Here is a 16,395-nt window from a genome sequence, read left to right on the forward strand (position 1 = left end):
CTGCGCGCCGCCTTCATCGCGGGCGCGGAGTCCTGCGGCGAATCCCCGGGGCACCCGCTGTCCAACGGTGTCCAAGGGTGTCCATGATGCCGGGCCAGACGGCGCGGCGATGGGCATCGTCAATCCCCGAGGGCCGACGGCGCATCGACCGGCGGCCCGACTCAGGGGAGGGAAACGATGAGACACATCAATCGTCTGGCGGCGGCGGCCTGCGCGCTCGCACTCGCCGCCGTGGGGTTCGGGCAGGCCCCCGCGCAGGCAGCACCGTCGAGCAACGTACTCGCCAGCGTGCCGGTGCCCGGAGGCTTCGAGTCGTGGTCGGAGTTGCTGTCCACACAGGATCGGATGAACGCCGCCGGCGCCCGCATCACCGCGTTGGGACGTGCCGACGACCGGTCCGGATACGCGGGCATCATCGCCGATCCGACCACCGGCGAGCTGCGGGTGTACTGGAAGGGCCGGCCGCCGGCGAACCTGTCGACGACCGCGCGGGCGACCGTACCCGTACGGACGCTGTCGGCGGCGTACTCGGAGCGGGAACTCCAGGCGGCGGCCTCCCGGTTGCTGGCCCGCGCCGGTGACCGGGTGACCATGGTCGGCCCGCGGGCCGACGGTGCCGGCCTCTTGGTGGGTACGACAGGCGCGGCGATTCCGGCCGCGAAGTACGCGGGCGTGCCGGTGACCTTGGAGACCAACGTGGCGCCGCTGCCCGCCACCCGGCTGAACGACGCGCCGCCGTGGTCCGGCGGGGCGCGCTGGCACAACGTGAACCGGAGCGTCCGGTGCTCCACCGGCTTCGGAATCCGGCAGGCGGGTGCCAACCGAATTCTGACGGCGGCGCACTGCGGCCAGACCGGTGACCTGGCTGAGGACCCGACGGGGCAGGACATCGGCCGCATCGGAACCGACGTGCTGCGTAACGACGTGCAGGTGATCAACGCCAACTCCCAGGCCCGGGTGTACAACAACACCACCAATGCCTCGGGCGGCGTGGTCAGCGAGTTCTCCAATGCCGTCGCGGGCAGCCAGACCAGTGCGGTCGGCAATCTGGTGTGCACCTCCGGTTCGTTCTCCGGCACCCGGTGCTCGATCCGGGTCGGCGCCGTCAACCTCTGCATCAACGTCCAGGGCGTCGGCCAGGTCTGCGGCCAAGTCCGGGCCGACAAGGTCGACGGCACCAACGCCGGCGGGCAGGGGGACAGCGGCGGCCCGGTGCTGACCACGGTGGCCGGCGACACCACACGGGTGATCGCGCGGGGCACCCTCACCGCGATCGATTCCGCTAACTTCCGGGTGCCGTGCACCGGGTACGACACCAGCGCGACCCGCCTGTGCGCCTCGCGCATCTTCTACGAGGACATCGTGCCGGGCCTGTCGGCGGTCAACGCGACGATCCTGGCCGGTTGACCGAGAACGTCACGAATCCGGAGCGTCCGTCGGGTAGCGGGAACTGCCACCCGACGGACGCCCTTGTTCCGGGAGGCGAAGGACCAGCCGCCCACGCACCGCTTCGGCGTCCGGATGGTCGAGCTGGTGGAAGATGTCCAGGGCCCGCTGCCATGTGCGCGCGGCTCCGTCGAGATCACCGGCTGCGGCCTGGGTGTCACCGAGGCCGACCAGTGACTCCCCCTGCTGAAACCGGTTGCCGAGCGCCCGCCACAACCCGTCGGCCCGCACGTACGAGTCGGCCGCTTCCCGATATCGGCCGAGCTGGTGCTGAGCGCGGCCGAGGCTGTCCCAGGAGCCGGCGGCACCGTACCGGTCGTCGATCGCCTGGAGCAGGTCGAGGGCTCGCCGGCAGTAGCCCACAGCCTCCACGTGCCGGCCTTGCAGGGTCAGCGACAAGCCGATGTTGTTGTACGCCCGGCCCTGCCCCGAACGGTTGCCCGCGACGATGAAGTGTTCCAGCGCCGTCCGGCTGTGGCGGAGGACGTCGTCGTACCGTTCCTGCCGGGCGGCGACCCAGCCCAAGTCGAACTCGATGCGGCCCTGCCCGTTGGAGTCGCCGACCTCGCGGTACAGGTCGAGCGAGGCGGTCAGATGGGTGACCGCCTCGTCGGAGCGTCCAAGGTGCACATTGACCCGGCCGAGGCTGCGGCGGATCGGTGCCTCTTCCGCCGGGTCGCCGAGCCGCCGCGCCGCGACCAGGGCGACCTGATGTGCGGCCACCCAGCGCGTCCAGTGCCCACGACGTTCCAGAAAATGCGCGAGGGTGCGGACCAGCAGGCAGGCCTGCCGGTCGAAGTTCTCCGCAACGGCCAGCGGAATCGCCGCGAGCAGCACCGGAAACTCGGTGTCCAGCCAGGCCAGCGCGGCCTCGTGGTCCGCGAGCGGCTCCGGCGTGATCCCCGAGCCGGCGGGCGGCAGCGGGATCGGATCACGGTGCGGGTCGAGCCGCAGGTCCGCCGTGTGCGCGGTATGCAGGTAGTGGTCGAGCAGACGGCCGACGGCAGCGTGCCGGTCGGCGTCCGAGTCGACCATCGCTGCCATTTCGGCGGCGTAGGCGCGCAGCAGATCATGGCAGGCGTACCGGTCCGGCCGGTGCTCGGAGGTTAGGGTGGCGTCGGTCAGCTCGCGCAGGAGGGGGCGCGCTCCAGCCGGCGACACCCCGGCGAGGCTGGCCGCCGCCGGCCCGCCGACGTCGGGACCCGGATGCAGTGCCAGCAGCCGGAACATCTGCGCCGCGGCCGTGCTGAGCGACCGGTACGACCAGGAGAAGACCGCCCGCACGTCCGAGCTCGGGTCGGTGCCGCTGAACGGTTCCAGTCCACCTCGTGCGGCCCGCAACTCACCAGCCAGCGCATCCAGCGGGAAGCCCGGATTGAGGGCGGCTCGGCCGGCCACGATCGCCAGCGCCAGCGGCAACCGCGAGCACGCCGCGACCGCTTCGTCGACCGCCCGCGGTTCGGCGAACAGCCGCGCGCTGCCCAACCGCGCGGCGAGGAGTTCCCGGGACTCCTCGACGGTGAGCAGATCGAGCCGTACCGGCTGGGCGCCGTCGAGGCTGACCAACCCGGCGAGCCGGTCACGGCTGGTGACCAGAGTGCGAGAGGATCCGCCGCCGGGCAACAGCGGTCGCACCTGACCCGCGTCGCGCGCGTTGTCGAACACCAGCAGCATGCACCGATCGACGAGCAGGTTTCGATACAGCGCGATCTGCGCGTCCACCGTCGGTGGGAGGCGCTGCAGCGGCACGCCGAGCGCGTCGAGCAGTGTGCGCACCGCCTCATCCGGGGCGACCGGCGCCCCCGCCGGGTCGAAGCCTCGCAAATTGAGGTAAAGCTGTCCGTCGCGGAACCGCCCGGCCGCGCGATGTGCCCAGTGCAGCACCAGAGCGGTCTTGCCCACCCCGGCCATGCCCGAGACGGTGACCACCGGCGCTCCGTCGGCGGCCGGGTCCACCAGCCGGTCCAGCGTCGCCAGCGGCTCGGCACGAGCCACGAAACCCGGCACGGCAGGCGGAAGCCGGCCCAGGGCTCGGCCGCCGCCGGCCCGCCGGTGTTCCTCGACCACGTCGCGGGCTGTGGCCAGCCAACCCTGCTCGGCGGGCGTGGCACCGAGCAGACGCACCAGCACGTCGAACCGGTCGGTGGGCGGCAACACCCGTCCCGCGAAGTACTCCCCGATGATGCCGTGCGACCAGCCGGTCTTGGCGGCCAGCTCACGGTAGGTGAGCGGGTTGGCTCCCTCACGGCGGGCCTCCCGGCGCCGGAGCTGGCGCAGCACGGCGGCCAAACCCTCAACGGTCGCCACGTCGGCGATCACTCGGCGCGACAACTCGACCACCCGGATAGCATAGTCAAGCATCAATAGAATGGGGACAATGCGGCACATCCTCACCGACAACGGCACTCCCCGCCCGGCTACGGCAGCCTAGGCTTAGCCGGATGATCGCCGTCTTCGCGTACGGGTCGTTGACCGCGCCCGCGACGATCACGGAGCTTGTCGGCCGACCGGCCGAAGCCGGCCGTGATTACGTCCGTGTGCGGCTCACCGGATGGTCCCGCAGTTGGCATGTGTGCACAGACAACACCGCGAACGGCCCGGTGGTATATCAGAATCCCGCCGACGGCACCCGTCCGCCGATTCAGGTGCTCTTCATGACGATCGAGCCCGGCGCTGCGGTCGAGGGCGTGCTGGTCCTCATGAGCGATGACGGCCTGCCCGCCCTGGACGCCCGCGAGGGAAACTACCGGCGGATCAGCGTCGACATCGACGGTTACGGCCCGGCGTGGACCTACGTCGCCAAACCGGACAGTGCCGACCGGGCCAGGCGTGGCATCGCGGCGGGCACCGCGCGGATCCGCCAGCAATACTTGGACACCGTGGAGGCGGCGTTCGCCATGCACGACGGCATACCGGCGCCGCGACCCCTCCCGTCACCGGTCATCGACCTCGTCCGCATGCGACGCTCGTGAGTTTCACCGCCCCCACCGAAACGCGGGCCCCTGCGAGCCTGCGCCGTCGACTACCTCTCGGGGTAGGGGTACGGCCTTGTGATCGCCAGGCCGGTAGTACGCGGCCAGGAGGGCGAGCCAGACGATGACGAGCGGAGCAGACGGATAGAGGATCTGCACCGGTGCGACGTCGGCGATGAACGAGTAGGCACCGAGCCAGACGCCGGTGATCGCGCCGACGACGGCGATGGCTCGATTCCGGGCGCAGAGCGAGCTGGTAAGGATCCAGACCCCCGCGAAGACGTGTCCGCCGAGGCGGACGGGCCAGGTCAGGTCGTAGGCGACGCCGTAGATGGACATGATGCCAGTGAGGACGTCGAGGGTGATCCAGCTATAGCCTGCGGCTTTGGCCCATGGGGGTGCGTCTATTCGCGCGATGAGGACCAGGATGGCGAGGTGGAAGAAGACGCCGGGGTATTCGGGCCAGACGACTCCGGGTTCTGCGACGGCGAACGCGACGATGCTGGGCAGGAACAGGATGATCGGCAGCACGGCGAGGACGCGGAAGGACAGAGGGTGTTCACGCGGGCCGTGCGTGGCGGGGCCGGCGTTCATCGGCCGATCCGTTCCAGTGCCCCATCGAGTTCGACGCGGTTGCGCCCGCGTGCGGCGACGTATCCGTCGGGCCGGACCAGGATCCATCCGGTCGTGTCGGTATCGGTGTCGGTCTCGGAAATGCTGGTGCCGGTGATCTCCCGGTGCAGCCCGAGCTGTTCGGCGGCGGGGCCCCCGACCGGGCAGATCGACGGTGTCGGCCAGGTGACGCCGATACGTGCGCTGAGCTGCCGGACGGCAGGCTGGTCGGCGGCGATCAGCAGCGTCCAGTCGGGATCGCGCAGCGAGGACAGAACGGGCTGCCAGCTCGGGTCGGCGGCGTCGGAGTGCCGGACCTGAGCGAGACGTTCCCCCGGTCGGGGTCCCGTGCGGGCGGTGTCGCTGTCATGCACGGTCAGCGGACTGGTCGGGTACGCGATGTTCAGGCCGGACATGCCGCCCAGGAAGGTTTCGTTGATCCCGCGTAACAGCGGCGGCAGAGCGTGCAGGGCCTCGAAAATCGCCGGCAGGTTCTTGTCGACAGTGGTGTTCCGCAATCCGACGAGCATGGTTGCCATCCGGGTGGTCGAGAGGAGCGCCTGCCCGACGGGAACCCGTTCAGCGCTGTACGTGGCAAGCAGTGCGGCCGTGGAGGGATCGGGCCGGTCGCCGCGTGCGGCGGTAGCCAGTTTCCACGCCAGGTTGACGGCGTCCTGCAGGCCGGTGTTGAGTCCCTGCCCGGATGCGGGGGAGTGGACATGGGCGGCGTCTCCGACGACGAAGCACCGCGAGGGCCGACCCTCGCCGGGGCGAGATTGCATGGTCCGCACGGCGCGCTGCTGGATGGTGAACACCGAGACCCAGGAGGGGGTGGCGACGGTCACCGCACGGCCCAGCCCGCGGGTGAGCTTGTCGGAGAAGCGCTGGGCGACGGCATCCGCGTCGCCGTCGTAGTCGACATCGACGGTGTCGAGCAGCCGCCATCGGTCCTCGCCCACGAGCGGGAAGATCATCACGGTCTCACCGCCGGCGCGTACCCAGCGGATGCGGTCATGCTCCATCGGACCGGCGATGGTGAGTTCGGCGTCGGCGATCAGCCAGGTCTCGCTGGACGTTCCGGCCAACCGGATGCCGAGCCTGTCGCGCACCACGCTGTGGCCACCGTCGGCCCCGACCAGCCAACCCACCTCGGCGTCCTCCGCGGAGCCGTTGGCATGCCGCAGGTTTGCCGTCACCGAGCCGGCATGCTCGGCAAGATCGACGAGTCGCACGCCCCATTCGATCTCGACTCCCTGGGCCGCGAGTGCCTCGCGCAGGATTTCTTCGGTGATGACCTGGTCGATGAACCAGACCTGTTCGAAGCGTGTGGCCTGCGTGGTGAACCGGGCGTCCATGCGGGCCAGTTCGGTCCCGTCGGCGTAGAAGGCGATCCCCCGCCCCAGCACCGCACGGGCCTCGAAGGCTTCGAAGAGCCCGACCTGATCAAGCATCTCGATCGTGCGTGCGTGAAGCGCCGCCGCCCGGCTCGTTGTCGCCGGCCCGTCAGCCGCGTCGATCAGACGGACCGGCACTCGGCGGCGGGTCAGTTCAAGCGCAGCCATCATGCCGACCGGGCCTGCGCCGGCCACCAAGACTGAACCTTTTTCACCGTGGCGAGGCTGGCAGATGCCGCCGCTGGTCGACGGCGCGCAACCGACGGGCTCGATGCCAGGTTGAAAAAGGTTCACTGTGTCTGCCACGACATCCCCTCAGATCGTCAATCTAGTTGACGGTTAGAGTAGGTGCGAAGGAGGTGCCATGGCAACCGAACACCGCAATCCCGGCACAAAGCGGCAGGCCGGCATCGCGAGTCCGGCAAGCACGAATGCGGCACCTTCCACGGACACGCACCCACCGATGGCGACCCTGCTGCGCGAGGGCTTCCGGTGGTTCGCCGAGCGACTGAACGAGGCCGCCGCGGCCGGTGGCGAACGCCGCATCAGCGGCGCCGCCGCGATAGTCATCTCCTACCTGCATCCGGAAGGCAGCAGATCCGCCGACATCGCCCGGGCGATGGGAGTCAGCCGTCAACACATCCACACCGTGGTGCGCGAGCTCACCGACGCCCACATCGTGACCACGACCGCGGACCCCACCTCTCGCCGCGACCGGCTGATCATCCTCACCCCCGACGGAGAACAGCGCCGACACCGCGCGCTCACCACGCTCGCCGACCTGGAAACCGAACTCGCCCAGCACCTCGGTACCAGCGAGTTCACTCAGCTCCGCGACCTTCTCACCCGGCTCTGGAGCCCGACGTCGAGTCTTCCGCCGCGCCAGGGGCGTGAGTAGGGCAGGCGATGGGACACGAGGCATCGCAAGGTAGCTGTCGTGGGGAAGGCGCAGCTCTCGGGAGTTCCCGTCCACGTTTCAATCAGCCAAATTCACATGCCACTATATCGATGATCTGCACTGAACCTTTTTCGCAATTGCAGTGGCGTCGAATGTGACACCTGCCGAGGGTCTCGGAGCCTTGCGCCGTGGGTAGCGACTGGAATCTAATGACGAAAAGCCGCTCCCGTTCCGCTCAGGAGGAGGCGGGATGAACAGCATCTGGTTCCGTGATTTGCGTATAGATCACATGACCGGCGTCGGCGGCCGGGCGGAGCGCCTGGGGTCACATTTCGATACGATTCCCCGGTTGACCCTTACGCCCCCTTCCCTCATGCCGACGAGCGGTCTGGAGGGACGTCAGCGATACGTCGACCAAGCCGTGAATGCCGCGGCCGCCGATCTTCCCATCGAGTTCACTGGACCTTGCGGGCAAGGCAGGTCGACGCTGCTACGCCACGTCGCCGCCGCCGTCACCACTCGCCTGCGACGCCCTGCCGTCTGTCTGTTGGCCGGCGATGATCATCCGGCGGATCTGTTGCAGCGACTCGTCGATGAGGTCTACGTCATGGACCGTCGGGCGAAACTCCCGCCCGAGACCTGCGCTGACCTTCTCCGCCGCGCCGGAGTGGTGTCCGTGCTCGACGAACTGGCCGGTGACACAGCCCGCGTCGGCGAGGTGCTGAGCGCATTACCCGGATGCGCCGTGGTGATCGCCTCCGACAGGCCACGGCTGCAGCGCCGGGGCAGAAGTGTTGTGCTGCCCGGACTCGGCGAGGCGGCAGCGAGCACGGTCATCCGCCGTGACCTCGCCCGACCGTTGTCCATATACGAGGCTGCCGCAATACACCGACTGATCGCTGCCGTCCATGGTCGCCCGCTCAGCCTGCGCCAGGCGGCCGCGCTTGTACGGGTGCACGAGCACAGCTTCGCCGCCCTCGCCGATCGGCCGCACGACATCCACTCGCTCAGTCTGGGTGGTTTGTCCCACGCCCAGCGGCAGATTCTCGCCTACGCAGCGCTCCTCGCCGGCGTCTTTCTTCCCGGCGACCTCATCTCCGCGATCACGGGCCTCGGTGACGTGGCCGGGGCGCTCGCGGAACTGCGCCGCCGCGGGCATATCGAACAGCACGAGGACCGGTTCGGTCTGCCGGTTTGTCGCGGTGAGAGAAACCTGGCCTCCGTCGCGGACTATGTCAGCGCCGGAAACGCCGCTCGAGTGATCGGCGATTGGCTGACAGCGGCGGATCCGGCGAGCGACGCGGCTCTGCCGGTGGCCGCAGCCGGGTTGTCATTGATCAAATTCGGTGCGAAGCAACTGGAGTGGGACTACGTCGTACGGCTGATACGAGTTGTCGAGCCGGTGTTGGCTCTCGCCGGCCGGTGGGAGGCATGTCGGCAGTTGCTGGAGCTGGGAATGCGTGGCGCGCAGGCGGTCGGCGACTCGGCAGCACAGGCGTTCTTCGCTCATGAACAGGGCACGCTCGCGCTCTGCCAGGCCCGTACCAGCGAAGCAGGAACTCTTCTGACGGAGGCCGTGCGTATCCGGGAGGCACTCGGCGACGTGCCCGGCGCCAACGTCAGCCGACACAACCTGAGCCTGGTCGCCGCTTCGGGAGCCGCTGCCGCAGAACCGGGACCCGCACAGCCCGAACCATCGCAGCCCGAACCATCGAAGCCCGGACCGTCGCATCGCGGCCGCTGGGTGCGCCGAGCAGTCTCGCTCATCGCGGCGATTCTCGGCGTGATCGTCCTATCGGCCATCGGGATCAACATGTTCCACGACGATTCGGTCAATACCGGCCTGCGCCTGCCGCCCGCAACTGACTCATTACCCGACACGCCATTGCCGGTACCAGAAACCGCAAACACCGGATCGCCGCTCACACCAGAAACCAGCGGCACCGCACCAACGACTACCACTCGGCCGACCGCGGCTCGTCCGCTGACCGTCGCCCCGAGAAATGTCTCCTTCCGCGACGCCCACGTCTCACCCAACGCACCGATCATCCGACGCTTGGTCTCCATCACCAACCTCAACGACGCCGCCGCGATCATGGCAGGTGGCGGCATCGACGGAAGCGACGCGTATTCCATCGACCGCGACGACTGCGGCGGACGGATACTCAGGGCCAACCAACGGTGCGAAATCGCCGTGACCTTCCGTCCGAGCTCGATAGGTTTGCACGTCGGCAAGCTGACGGTCGCCGATCTGAGCGGGAGGACCGCCTCCGCGGAACTCACCGGAACCGGCTTCGTCCTTTTCGGCGTGGCGATAGAAGGATCTGGGCGCGGCACCGTCTCCAGCGGGGACGACTTCATTGCCTGCCCCGGATCCTGCGAAGCCCGCATCACCGATCCGGCGCGCAACCAAATCACGCTGACCGCGACTCCGAGCCCAGAGGAGACCGAAGATTCGTACAACAACTTTGCTGGCTGGCGCGGCGCCTGCAGCTCGGAGGAGAGGAAGGCGACCTGCGAGCTCACGGTGGCTCATGACGTGATCGTCATAGCAACCTTCAATTCCGTCATCAAATAGGACGACCGCCGCCCCAATTCGCGAGGACTGCGGGGGTGACGCGGACCGGTGGTGGCAAGGTGGCCGTGGTGGGTGAGGCGCGGAGTGCATCGAGGGTCAGCGCGGAGAACCGCCGGGCGGCCGTGCGCCGGACATCCGGCGGAGCGGCGGAGAGTCCGCGGCCGACCATCAGGACGAGAATGAAGTCGTCGAGGACGAAATCCGGGCGCAGTGCGCCGGCATGTTTCGCGCGGCGGCACAGCTCGGCGATCATGCGGAGCATGTCAGCGCGGTGCGCGGCGAAGTCGATCGCGTCCGGCGACGCGGTCATGAAGGCGTCGACGAAGCCCTGATTCTGCGCGTTGATCTCGGCGAGCCCGTTGACCACCGAGCACATCCCACGCCACGGGTCCTCGTCGGCCCAGGCGTTGCGGACGATCTCGCGGCACTGCTTGACCTCGCGTGCGAAGGCGAGATCGATCAGCGCCTGTTTGGTGGGGAACCGCCGATACAGGGTCGCGGGACCGACCCCTGCCCGGCGGGCGATCTCGCGTATCGGCACGTCGAGGCCGTGTTCGGAGAAGAGTGACCGCGCGGCGTCGAGCACCCGGTCCCGGTTCTCCTGGGCGTCCGAGCGCAGCATGTGGGGCAAACGGCCGGTCACAGGATCTCACTTTACTCAAGTGGACGGGGGTGTCCGCTACGGTCGCACCGGGTCGGTTGATCGGAGATGACGGTGAAAGCGGTAAGCATTCAGACGTTCGGCGATCCCGATGGCATGGTGGTGATCGACGCGCCGATGCCGGCACCAGGGCCCGGGCAGTTGCTCATCGACGTGCGAACGATCGGCGTCGGCGGAGTCGATGCGGTGATCCGGCGGGGGACTCTCCGCGGCCACGGCTTCCACGAGGGCATCATTCCGGGCAGCGAGGTGGCCGGGCGGGTGATCGCCGCCGGCGATCCAGCCGACGCTGCGTGGGTGGGGCGCGACGTGTGGGCTTTCACGGGTGTCGGCGGCGCCTATGCCGAGCAGGTGGTGTCGGCGTACGGTTCCGCGTGCACGACCGCGTACGATCGATCTTGCAGAGCCACAGGGCGGACCGGCATTAACTTCGATGACGTTGAGTAGCCTTGCGCCGCTGCCGCCCGACGTGGGACCACCGCCTGATCCGGGTGGAGCGTCGATCCGCGTTGGAGTCGTCTCTGGACATGGCGCCGGCCTCTGGCTTTGCCCAGGCTGCGTGTTCGCCACCAAGCGGACTGCAACCACCGGCCAATTCGCTACGGCTCACCTTGGCCTTCGCCGGCGAGGATCCCCGCCCTTCGCCATCTAGGGGAAATTGGAGCGGAGAGTAACCAGAACGATGTGCCGCTCATTCGCCGACCTCGGCACTGTTAGTCGTACCTGACCGTGTAGTGCAAGGGGTACGCCGACAGGTGGTCGCTCGGCTCGAAGACGTCACCGAGCTCCCCGACGGCCTGTCGCCGATCGACGCGGTGGCGCTCGGCAGCGCCGGGCCGGTCGCCCACTTCGCGCTGGCGCAGGCCCGGCTCGGCTCCGGCGAGTCGCTGCTCGTCCGCGGCGCGGCCGGCAGCCTCGGCATCATGGCGGTCCAGCTAGCCCGGCAGGGACATGCGGGCCCGATCGCCGTGACGGCGTCTTCCTCGGAACGGGGTGGAAGGCTCCGCGAATTCGGAGCCACAGTCCTGCTCGACCGATCCGGCGACGGCGACGCGCTGCCGCGCGAGTTCGACGTCATCCTCGACATCGTCGGCGGGCCGGCCCTGCCGTCGTTCATCGATCGGCTGGCCGACAACGGCCGCATGGTCGCCATCGGCGTCGTCGGCGGTCACCCTCCAGCGGAGTTCGGCATCGCGCTCATGCGCTCGTTTCAGCGGTCACGCTCATTCGGGACGTTCAGCCTGAATACCGTGCCTATCGGCGAACGCAACAGGATCCGCGCCGAGCAATTCGCGGCCGCCGCCCGGGGAGAGCTGCGCGCCGCCGTGCACGACGTCCTTGCCCTCACCGCCGCGGCTGAGGCGCACCGCCGGATGGACCTCGGAGAGGTGTTCGGCCGCATCGTCCTGACGCCGTAACGGGCCCCCTCGCCTTCCTTGATGCCGCACCCGCTGCGTCGGTCAGCCGTCGCCGAGTGCCGCTGTCAGGCCCTGTAGAGCCCGGTGAACTGCTCGCAGATCGTCGGGTTCGATCGCGGACAGCGCCGCCCGCTCGGTCTGGGTGGCCGTCGCGGCGGCGGCCTTCAGTGCGGTCAGGCCGGCCTCGCTGAGCGTCAGTGCACGCGGCTGCCGTTGCGGGCCGTCAGCGCGTTGGATGAGGCCGGCCGAGAGCATCCGCTGGACCAGGGTGTTGACGGCCTGTGGGCTGGTCAGCAGCAAACGGGCCAGATCCGCGCCGCTCAGGCCGGGGGTCCGGCCGATGTGGGCCAACGCGCTGAACTGTCGCAGTGTCAGCCCGTGCCGGGCCAGTGCGGCATCGAGGCGACGTTCCAGCAGGTGTTCGGCCTTGGCCATCACATACGTCAGGTGGTCGTCCGGGCCGATGTCAAGCCGGGGGCCGGCGTCCGGAGACGGCGGGCCTGCGCTGGTGTCTGCGAGTCGAGTCACATGCCCAAGTATGACAACATGCTGATAGGCTATCAACATGTTGATAGCCTATCAGCGGGGCAGGCACGACCGACGCGTTGCCGACATACCTTCATCGGCCGAACGGGCGCCTAGCGCAGTGCCCGATCTCTCGGGCAAGCAAGGCCAGAAAGGACGTAACTGATGATTGACATCACCGATCCCGCCGCGGGGATGGTCCAGCTAGTGATCTTCACCGTGGACCCGGCCCGTCAGCAACAGGTCGCCGTCGCCGTCGCCGCGACGGTCGAGCAGACCGTGGCACACCGCCCCGGTTTCCTCTCCGCCACCTACCACCTCTCCCTCGACGGCACCCAGATCCTCAACTATGCCCAGTGGGCCAGCAAGAAGGACTTCGACGCGTTCGTCGCCGACCAGGCGTCGCAAAACACTCGCGCAGAGTTCGCCGCCCTCGACGGCGTGCGCTCCACCACGGGCAGCGCCTGGTGCGTCCACCGCACCGTCACCGCAGGGACCGCGCGATGACATCCGACCAGGCGCCATCCCCGCGTGCAGCACAAAGCCGCGTCATCGTTTTCGGCGCGAGCGGTCGCACCGGCAGGCTCATCGTCGGCAACCTCCTGGACGCCGGTTTCGACGTCACCGCCGCCCTCCGCAACCCCGGCAACTTCGCGACCGCCGCCGTCCGCAGCTCCAGCGGGCAGACCCCGCGAGTGGTTCACGCCGACCTACGCGACACGGCGAGCGTTCACGCGGCCGTCGCCGGACATGATGTCGTCGTGTCCTCGATCGCCTCCGGCCGCTGCCCCGACGGCCTGTACCAGGCAAGCGCCGACGCCTTGGTATCAGCGATGCGGAACACCGGAATCGACCGCCTCATCGTCGTATCATCCAGCGGCGCGCCACTGGATGACCGGGGCCTGTCCTTCCTCTGGAAATCGGTGATCAGACCGCTGTTCTTCCGCGAGCTCTACTCCGACGTACGAGCAATGGAGGCCATCATCCGCGCCAGCGACCTGAACTGGACTCTCATCAGGCCGGCCCGGCTGACCGATCACGCCCCCACCGGCACCTACCGGATTGCCAAGGGAACGAACCCGCCCGGCGGCGCAAAGATCACCCGCTCAGACCTCGCCAGCTTCGTGGCAACCGTGATCGAAGAAGACTCCTGGGCACACGGAACGCCCACGCTCGCCCAATAGCAAACCGCCTCACTCGCCCACATCACCCGGAGATCGTCATGTATCCGACCAGCAGCGCAAACATCAACACTCTCGTGGACAGGCTCGTGGACGCCTTCAACCGCACCCCACCAAACCGCGACCCCCGGAACCCCGGGACGCCCCGTCGGACACGACAACTAGTCGGGTGCAGAGTGTCAAGTACAGCCGATCTTGCAGACTGGTCCATGGCCTCATTCGGCGTGTTGGGGCCTTCCCGTTCAATCCCGGCTATTCCGCGGCAACCACTGATAGTGCGTCGAGGCGGCGATCTCATGGAAGCCGCACCGTCGCAGGATGGGTGCGCTGGCCGGGGACGCATCGACGTGCAGCAGTCGAAAGCCGCGGGCAACAGCCTCCCGGGCCCGGGCGGCGATCATGGCGCGGTAAAGCCCCGCCCCCGCCAATCCGGCAATGTCGCACCCGGAAGTAGTCCTGCTGGCGGGCGATCAGGCGGTCGAGCTCGGCACCGGTGACCCCGGCATCGCGAGGCGCCCGGATACGCCCCACATGCCCGCCGACGATCCGCAGGAGCGGACCGTCGTACTCGTATGTCATTCCGGTCGGGACGGTGCCGGTCGGTGTGCGCATCTGTGCGTCGTAGACGGCAAGTCCCCCGACGACGGTCAATGAGCCGCCGTGGTGAGGAGTTGCTCGCTGAGTTCCCAGAGCCGCTGCGCCGACTTCGGGTCGAGCGCGTGCGGTGCGGCGTCGGCGGGTGGGGGCAATCGCGGCAGACCTGGGCTACACGTCGGAGAGTGCGTTCAGCACAGCCTTCAAACGCGAGGTCGGTGAAACACCCCTGCGCTACCGCGCCCGAATCCACGAAGAACGGTCGGCAACCAAGACGGAACCTGCCTCGGCGAACTGACCGCGGTCAAAACACGTCGGCTCCAAACTCAGCATCGCGAACTCACCGCGGAAGAATTCCGAACCGTCCACTCCGCATCCGACCAGATCCCCGGCGCAGCCGCCGGCCACCATCGATGTCGACGTCGAGCGCACAGCGCGGGCCGCGGCATGTGCCGCCGACCCGCGCTGCGGCGAATCCCCTCAGAGCAAGGGCTGGCCCACAGAGGGCTCCACCGGCGCGGTCGCGGCGGACTTCCTCGGCGCGCGCGCCTTGCCGGTGGCCGTCGCACGCGTGTCGGGTGCGGTGTCGACGGCGGCTTGGTGCAGCTTCTCCGTCGCCGTCTCGGTGCCGCTGGACAGCAGGGCCGTGGCCTTATCCTGCGCCTGAACCACGGTCGGGTGCTCACGCATCTGCCGGACGTTCACCACGATCTTCTCGTACGCGTCCCGGCCGGCACGGCTGCCGAGCACGTACCCGATGGCGAATCCGGTGGCCAGTTTGACGATCTTCATGCGTTGTCTCCTTGATGGTCGGATCAGTGCTCGGGCGGCCCAGCCGCGACAGTCGTCGTTGGCGGCCGGTGCGTCATGCTCGTCTCCGGTGGATCGCCACGGCTAGCAGGCCGCCGACCACAACGGCCGCGGTGAGCAGCGCGGCGGCGTCAAGCCGACGACGCTGAGCCGGATCCCGGCGGGCTTCAGCAACCTTGTCCTGGAGCGACGCGGCTTGGGTTTTCGCGGCGGCCAGCGCCGCCCCGCTCGCATCAGCCGCCTTGGCCCGGGCTTCGCTCACAGCCTGCTTAGCGCGATCGGACAGATCGGCGGCAGTCCGCTTCGCCTGGGCTTTCACATCGGTCTTGGCCGCCAGCTCCTCCACCGTGGCGCCGAGCTCCGCGCGGGTCTGCTCGATCTCCGCCTGCAGTTGCTGCCGGTCAGGGGATGTTTCGGGAGTACTCATTCGTGCCGTCCTTGTCGGGCCGCGGTCTTGACGGTGGCCACATCGGCCTGAACGCCGGCGACGGCGTCGTCGGGAACCGGCGGGGTCGCCTGCTTCCATTCCTTCCGGCCCAGCAGGGCCACCGTCCCGGCCGTAGCGAATACCACGATCATCACGACCAGCAAAGCCAGCCACAGCGGCCAGACCAGGGCGAGAAGGACCACGGCCAGCGCCAGCAGGAGCCCCAGCCCGTACAGGGCAAGCACCGCCGCGCCGCTGAACAGCCCGCCGCCGAGGCCGGCGCGCTTACCCTTCTCCGCCAGTTCCAGTTTCGCCAGTTCCAGCTCGTCGCGCACCAGCGTCGAGACCTGCGCGGCCGCCTGACTGACCAGATCGGATGCCGAGTGTTCCGACTCCGGAGTGGGGGCTGTCTCCGCTGTCACTGTGCTCACCTCCGTCACCAACACGACGGTGATTGCCCTCAGACAAGCAAAGCAAAACACGTCTCACGTGAGTGATCGAACCGGCGTTCGTCAAGCGTCGCGCAAATATGAATATCGTTCGCTAAACCGCGTCTTTGCTCAGGTGATCGACGGTCATCCCAAATCTTCGACCATCCAATTCCGGCGACTAAAAGCAACCACCGTCCACGCATCTGGGCCCTCGCCGCCGACAACGGCTACAGCCGAGTCGAATGGCCCACCGACAAACACAACCCCACCGCCGACACGTTCCACGCCCAACTCGGAGCCGCCACCAACCCGGACAAGACCCTCTACCGCGTCGACGGCAACACCCTCACCCAACTCGCCCAGCACTAACGCCAATGCCGCGTAGTTAGCGGTGGTGGTGGAGCGTCAAGCGGGTGTGTCGATACATGCAGAACAGCGGAACTCCCGC

The 16,395-nt window shown here is 68.5% G+C and carries 17 protein-coding genes; 9 read left to right on the top strand and 8 right to left on the bottom strand.

The window, feature by feature from the left end; all coding sequences use genetic code 11:
• The first annotated feature begins 177 nt into the window (after positions 1-177).
• On the top strand, positions 178-1,407 hold the full coding sequence (locus tag IEY73_RS25750) for a chymotrypsin family serine protease (protein WP_189081896.1): 1,230 nt from the start codon (positions 178-180) through the stop codon (positions 1,405-1,407).
• A 9-nt stretch (positions 1,408-1,416) separates the two neighbouring features.
• Here the strand turns inward: IEY73_RS25750 and IEY73_RS25755 are convergent, their stop codons facing one another.
• Positions 1,417-3,807, bottom strand: a complete 2,391-nt coding sequence (locus IEY73_RS25755; RefSeq protein WP_189081897.1) for an ATP-binding protein — start codon at positions 3,805-3,807, stop codon at positions 1,417-1,419.
• Between the two features lie 80 nt (positions 3,808-3,887).
• On the opposite strand from IEY73_RS25755, the gene IEY73_RS25760 reads away from it, so the two are divergent.
• On the top strand, positions 3,888-4,418 hold the full coding sequence (locus IEY73_RS25760; RefSeq protein ID WP_189081898.1) for a gamma-glutamylcyclotransferase family protein: 531 nt from the start codon (positions 3,888-3,890) through the stop codon (positions 4,416-4,418).
• A 3-nt stretch (positions 4,419-4,421) separates the two neighbouring features.
• Here the strand turns inward: IEY73_RS25760 and IEY73_RS25765 are convergent, their stop codons facing one another.
• Together IEY73_RS25765 and IEY73_RS25770 are read right to left on the bottom strand one after the other, a co-directional pair.
• Positions 4,422-5,012: a hypothetical protein gene (locus tag IEY73_RS25765; protein WP_189081899.1), complete on the bottom strand. Its 591-nt coding sequence runs from the start codon at positions 5,010-5,012 to the stop codon at positions 4,422-4,424.
• Positions 5,009-6,730 (bottom strand): FAD-dependent monooxygenase, encoded by a 1,722-nt coding sequence (locus tag IEY73_RS25770; protein ID WP_306661538.1) that lies wholly within the window; start codon positions 6,728-6,730, stop codon positions 5,009-5,011. Before IEY73_RS25770 ends, IEY73_RS25765 begins: the two co-directional genes overlap by 4 nt.
• Positions 6,731-6,887: 157 nt before the next feature.
• Between IEY73_RS25770 and IEY73_RS25775 the strand changes: the two genes are divergently transcribed.
• Positions 6,888-7,322 (top strand): MarR family winged helix-turn-helix transcriptional regulator, encoded by a 435-nt coding sequence (locus tag IEY73_RS25775; protein ID WP_189081901.1) that lies wholly within the window; start codon positions 6,888-6,890, stop codon positions 7,320-7,322.
• A 250-nt stretch (positions 7,323-7,572) separates the two neighbouring features.
• Complete coding sequence (locus tag IEY73_RS25780; protein ID WP_189081902.1) at positions 7,573-9,900, top strand: hypothetical protein; 2,328 nt, start codon at positions 7,573-7,575, stop codon at positions 9,898-9,900.
• Here IEY73_RS25780 and IEY73_RS25785 read toward each other — a convergent pair.
• The gene (locus IEY73_RS25785; RefSeq protein ID WP_189081903.1) at positions 9,893-10,543 is read right to left on the bottom strand and encodes a TetR/AcrR family transcriptional regulator; all 651 of its coding nucleotides are present in this window, start codon (positions 10,541-10,543) and stop codon (positions 9,893-9,895) included. The two genes, IEY73_RS25780 and IEY73_RS25785, sit on opposite strands and share 8 nt — an antisense overlap.
• A 66-nt stretch (positions 10,544-10,609) precedes the next feature.
• On the opposite strand from IEY73_RS25785, the gene IEY73_RS25790 reads away from it, so the two are divergent.
• Together IEY73_RS25790 and IEY73_RS25795 are read left to right on the top strand one after the other, a co-directional pair.
• Positions 10,610-11,008 (top strand): alcohol dehydrogenase catalytic domain-containing protein, encoded by a 399-nt coding sequence (locus IEY73_RS25790; RefSeq protein WP_229716159.1) that lies wholly within the window; start codon positions 10,610-10,612, stop codon positions 11,006-11,008.
• 308 nt (positions 11,009-11,316) lie between these two features.
• The gene (locus IEY73_RS25795; RefSeq protein ID WP_229716160.1) at positions 11,317-11,979 is read left to right on the top strand and encodes a zinc-binding dehydrogenase; all 663 of its coding nucleotides are present in this window, start codon (positions 11,317-11,319) and stop codon (positions 11,977-11,979) included.
• A gap of 42 nt (positions 11,980-12,021) precedes the next feature.
• Here the strand turns inward: IEY73_RS25795 and IEY73_RS25800 are convergent, their stop codons facing one another.
• On the bottom strand, positions 12,022-12,507 hold the full coding sequence (locus IEY73_RS25800) for a MarR family winged helix-turn-helix transcriptional regulator (protein ID WP_189081904.1): 486 nt from the start codon (positions 12,505-12,507) through the stop codon (positions 12,022-12,024).
• Positions 12,508-12,669: 162 nt separating this feature from the next.
• On the opposite strand from IEY73_RS25800, the gene IEY73_RS25805 reads away from it, so the two are divergent.
• From IEY73_RS25805 to IEY73_RS25815, 3 genes are all read left to right on the top strand, one after another.
• On the top strand, positions 12,670-13,011 hold the full coding sequence (locus IEY73_RS25805) for an antibiotic biosynthesis monooxygenase (RefSeq protein ID WP_189081905.1): 342 nt from the start codon (positions 12,670-12,672) through the stop codon (positions 13,009-13,011).
• The gene (locus tag IEY73_RS25810) at positions 13,008-13,688 is read left to right on the top strand and encodes an NAD(P)-dependent oxidoreductase (protein WP_189081906.1); all 681 of its coding nucleotides are present in this window, start codon (positions 13,008-13,010) and stop codon (positions 13,686-13,688) included. The genes IEY73_RS25805 and IEY73_RS25810 overlap by 4 nt, the downstream gene beginning before the upstream one ends.
• Before the next feature lie 736 nt (positions 13,689-14,424).
• Positions 14,425-14,577: a helix-turn-helix domain-containing protein gene (locus IEY73_RS25815; protein ID WP_229716161.1), complete on the top strand. Its 153-nt coding sequence runs from the start codon at positions 14,425-14,427 to the stop codon at positions 14,575-14,577.
• Positions 14,578-14,759: 182 nt separating this feature from the next.
• On the opposite strand, the gene IEY73_RS25820 is transcribed toward IEY73_RS25815, so the two are convergent.
• The 3 genes from IEY73_RS25820 to IEY73_RS25830 all read right to left on the bottom strand — a co-directional run bounded on the left by IEY73_RS25820 (position 14,760) and on the right by IEY73_RS25830 (position 15,938).
• On the bottom strand, positions 14,760-15,071 hold the full coding sequence (locus IEY73_RS25820) for a hypothetical protein (RefSeq protein ID WP_189081907.1): 312 nt from the start codon (positions 15,069-15,071) through the stop codon (positions 14,760-14,762).
• Between the two features lie 73 nt (positions 15,072-15,144).
• A complete protein-coding gene (locus IEY73_RS25825; protein ID WP_189081908.1) occupies positions 15,145-15,516 on the bottom strand; it encodes a DUF3618 domain-containing protein in 372 nt (123 codons plus the stop codon).
• Entirely contained in the window at positions 15,513-15,938 is a 426-nt protein-coding gene (locus IEY73_RS25830; RefSeq protein ID WP_229716162.1) for a phage holin family protein, read from the bottom strand. The genes IEY73_RS25825 and IEY73_RS25830 overlap by 4 nt, the downstream gene beginning before the upstream one ends.
• Positions 15,939-16,395: the final 457 nt, after the last annotated feature.

This window comes from Mangrovihabitans endophyticus (assembly GCF_014646155.1).
Lineage (GTDB): Bacteria > Actinomycetota > Actinomycetes > Mycobacteriales > Micromonosporaceae > Actinoplanes > Actinoplanes endophyticus.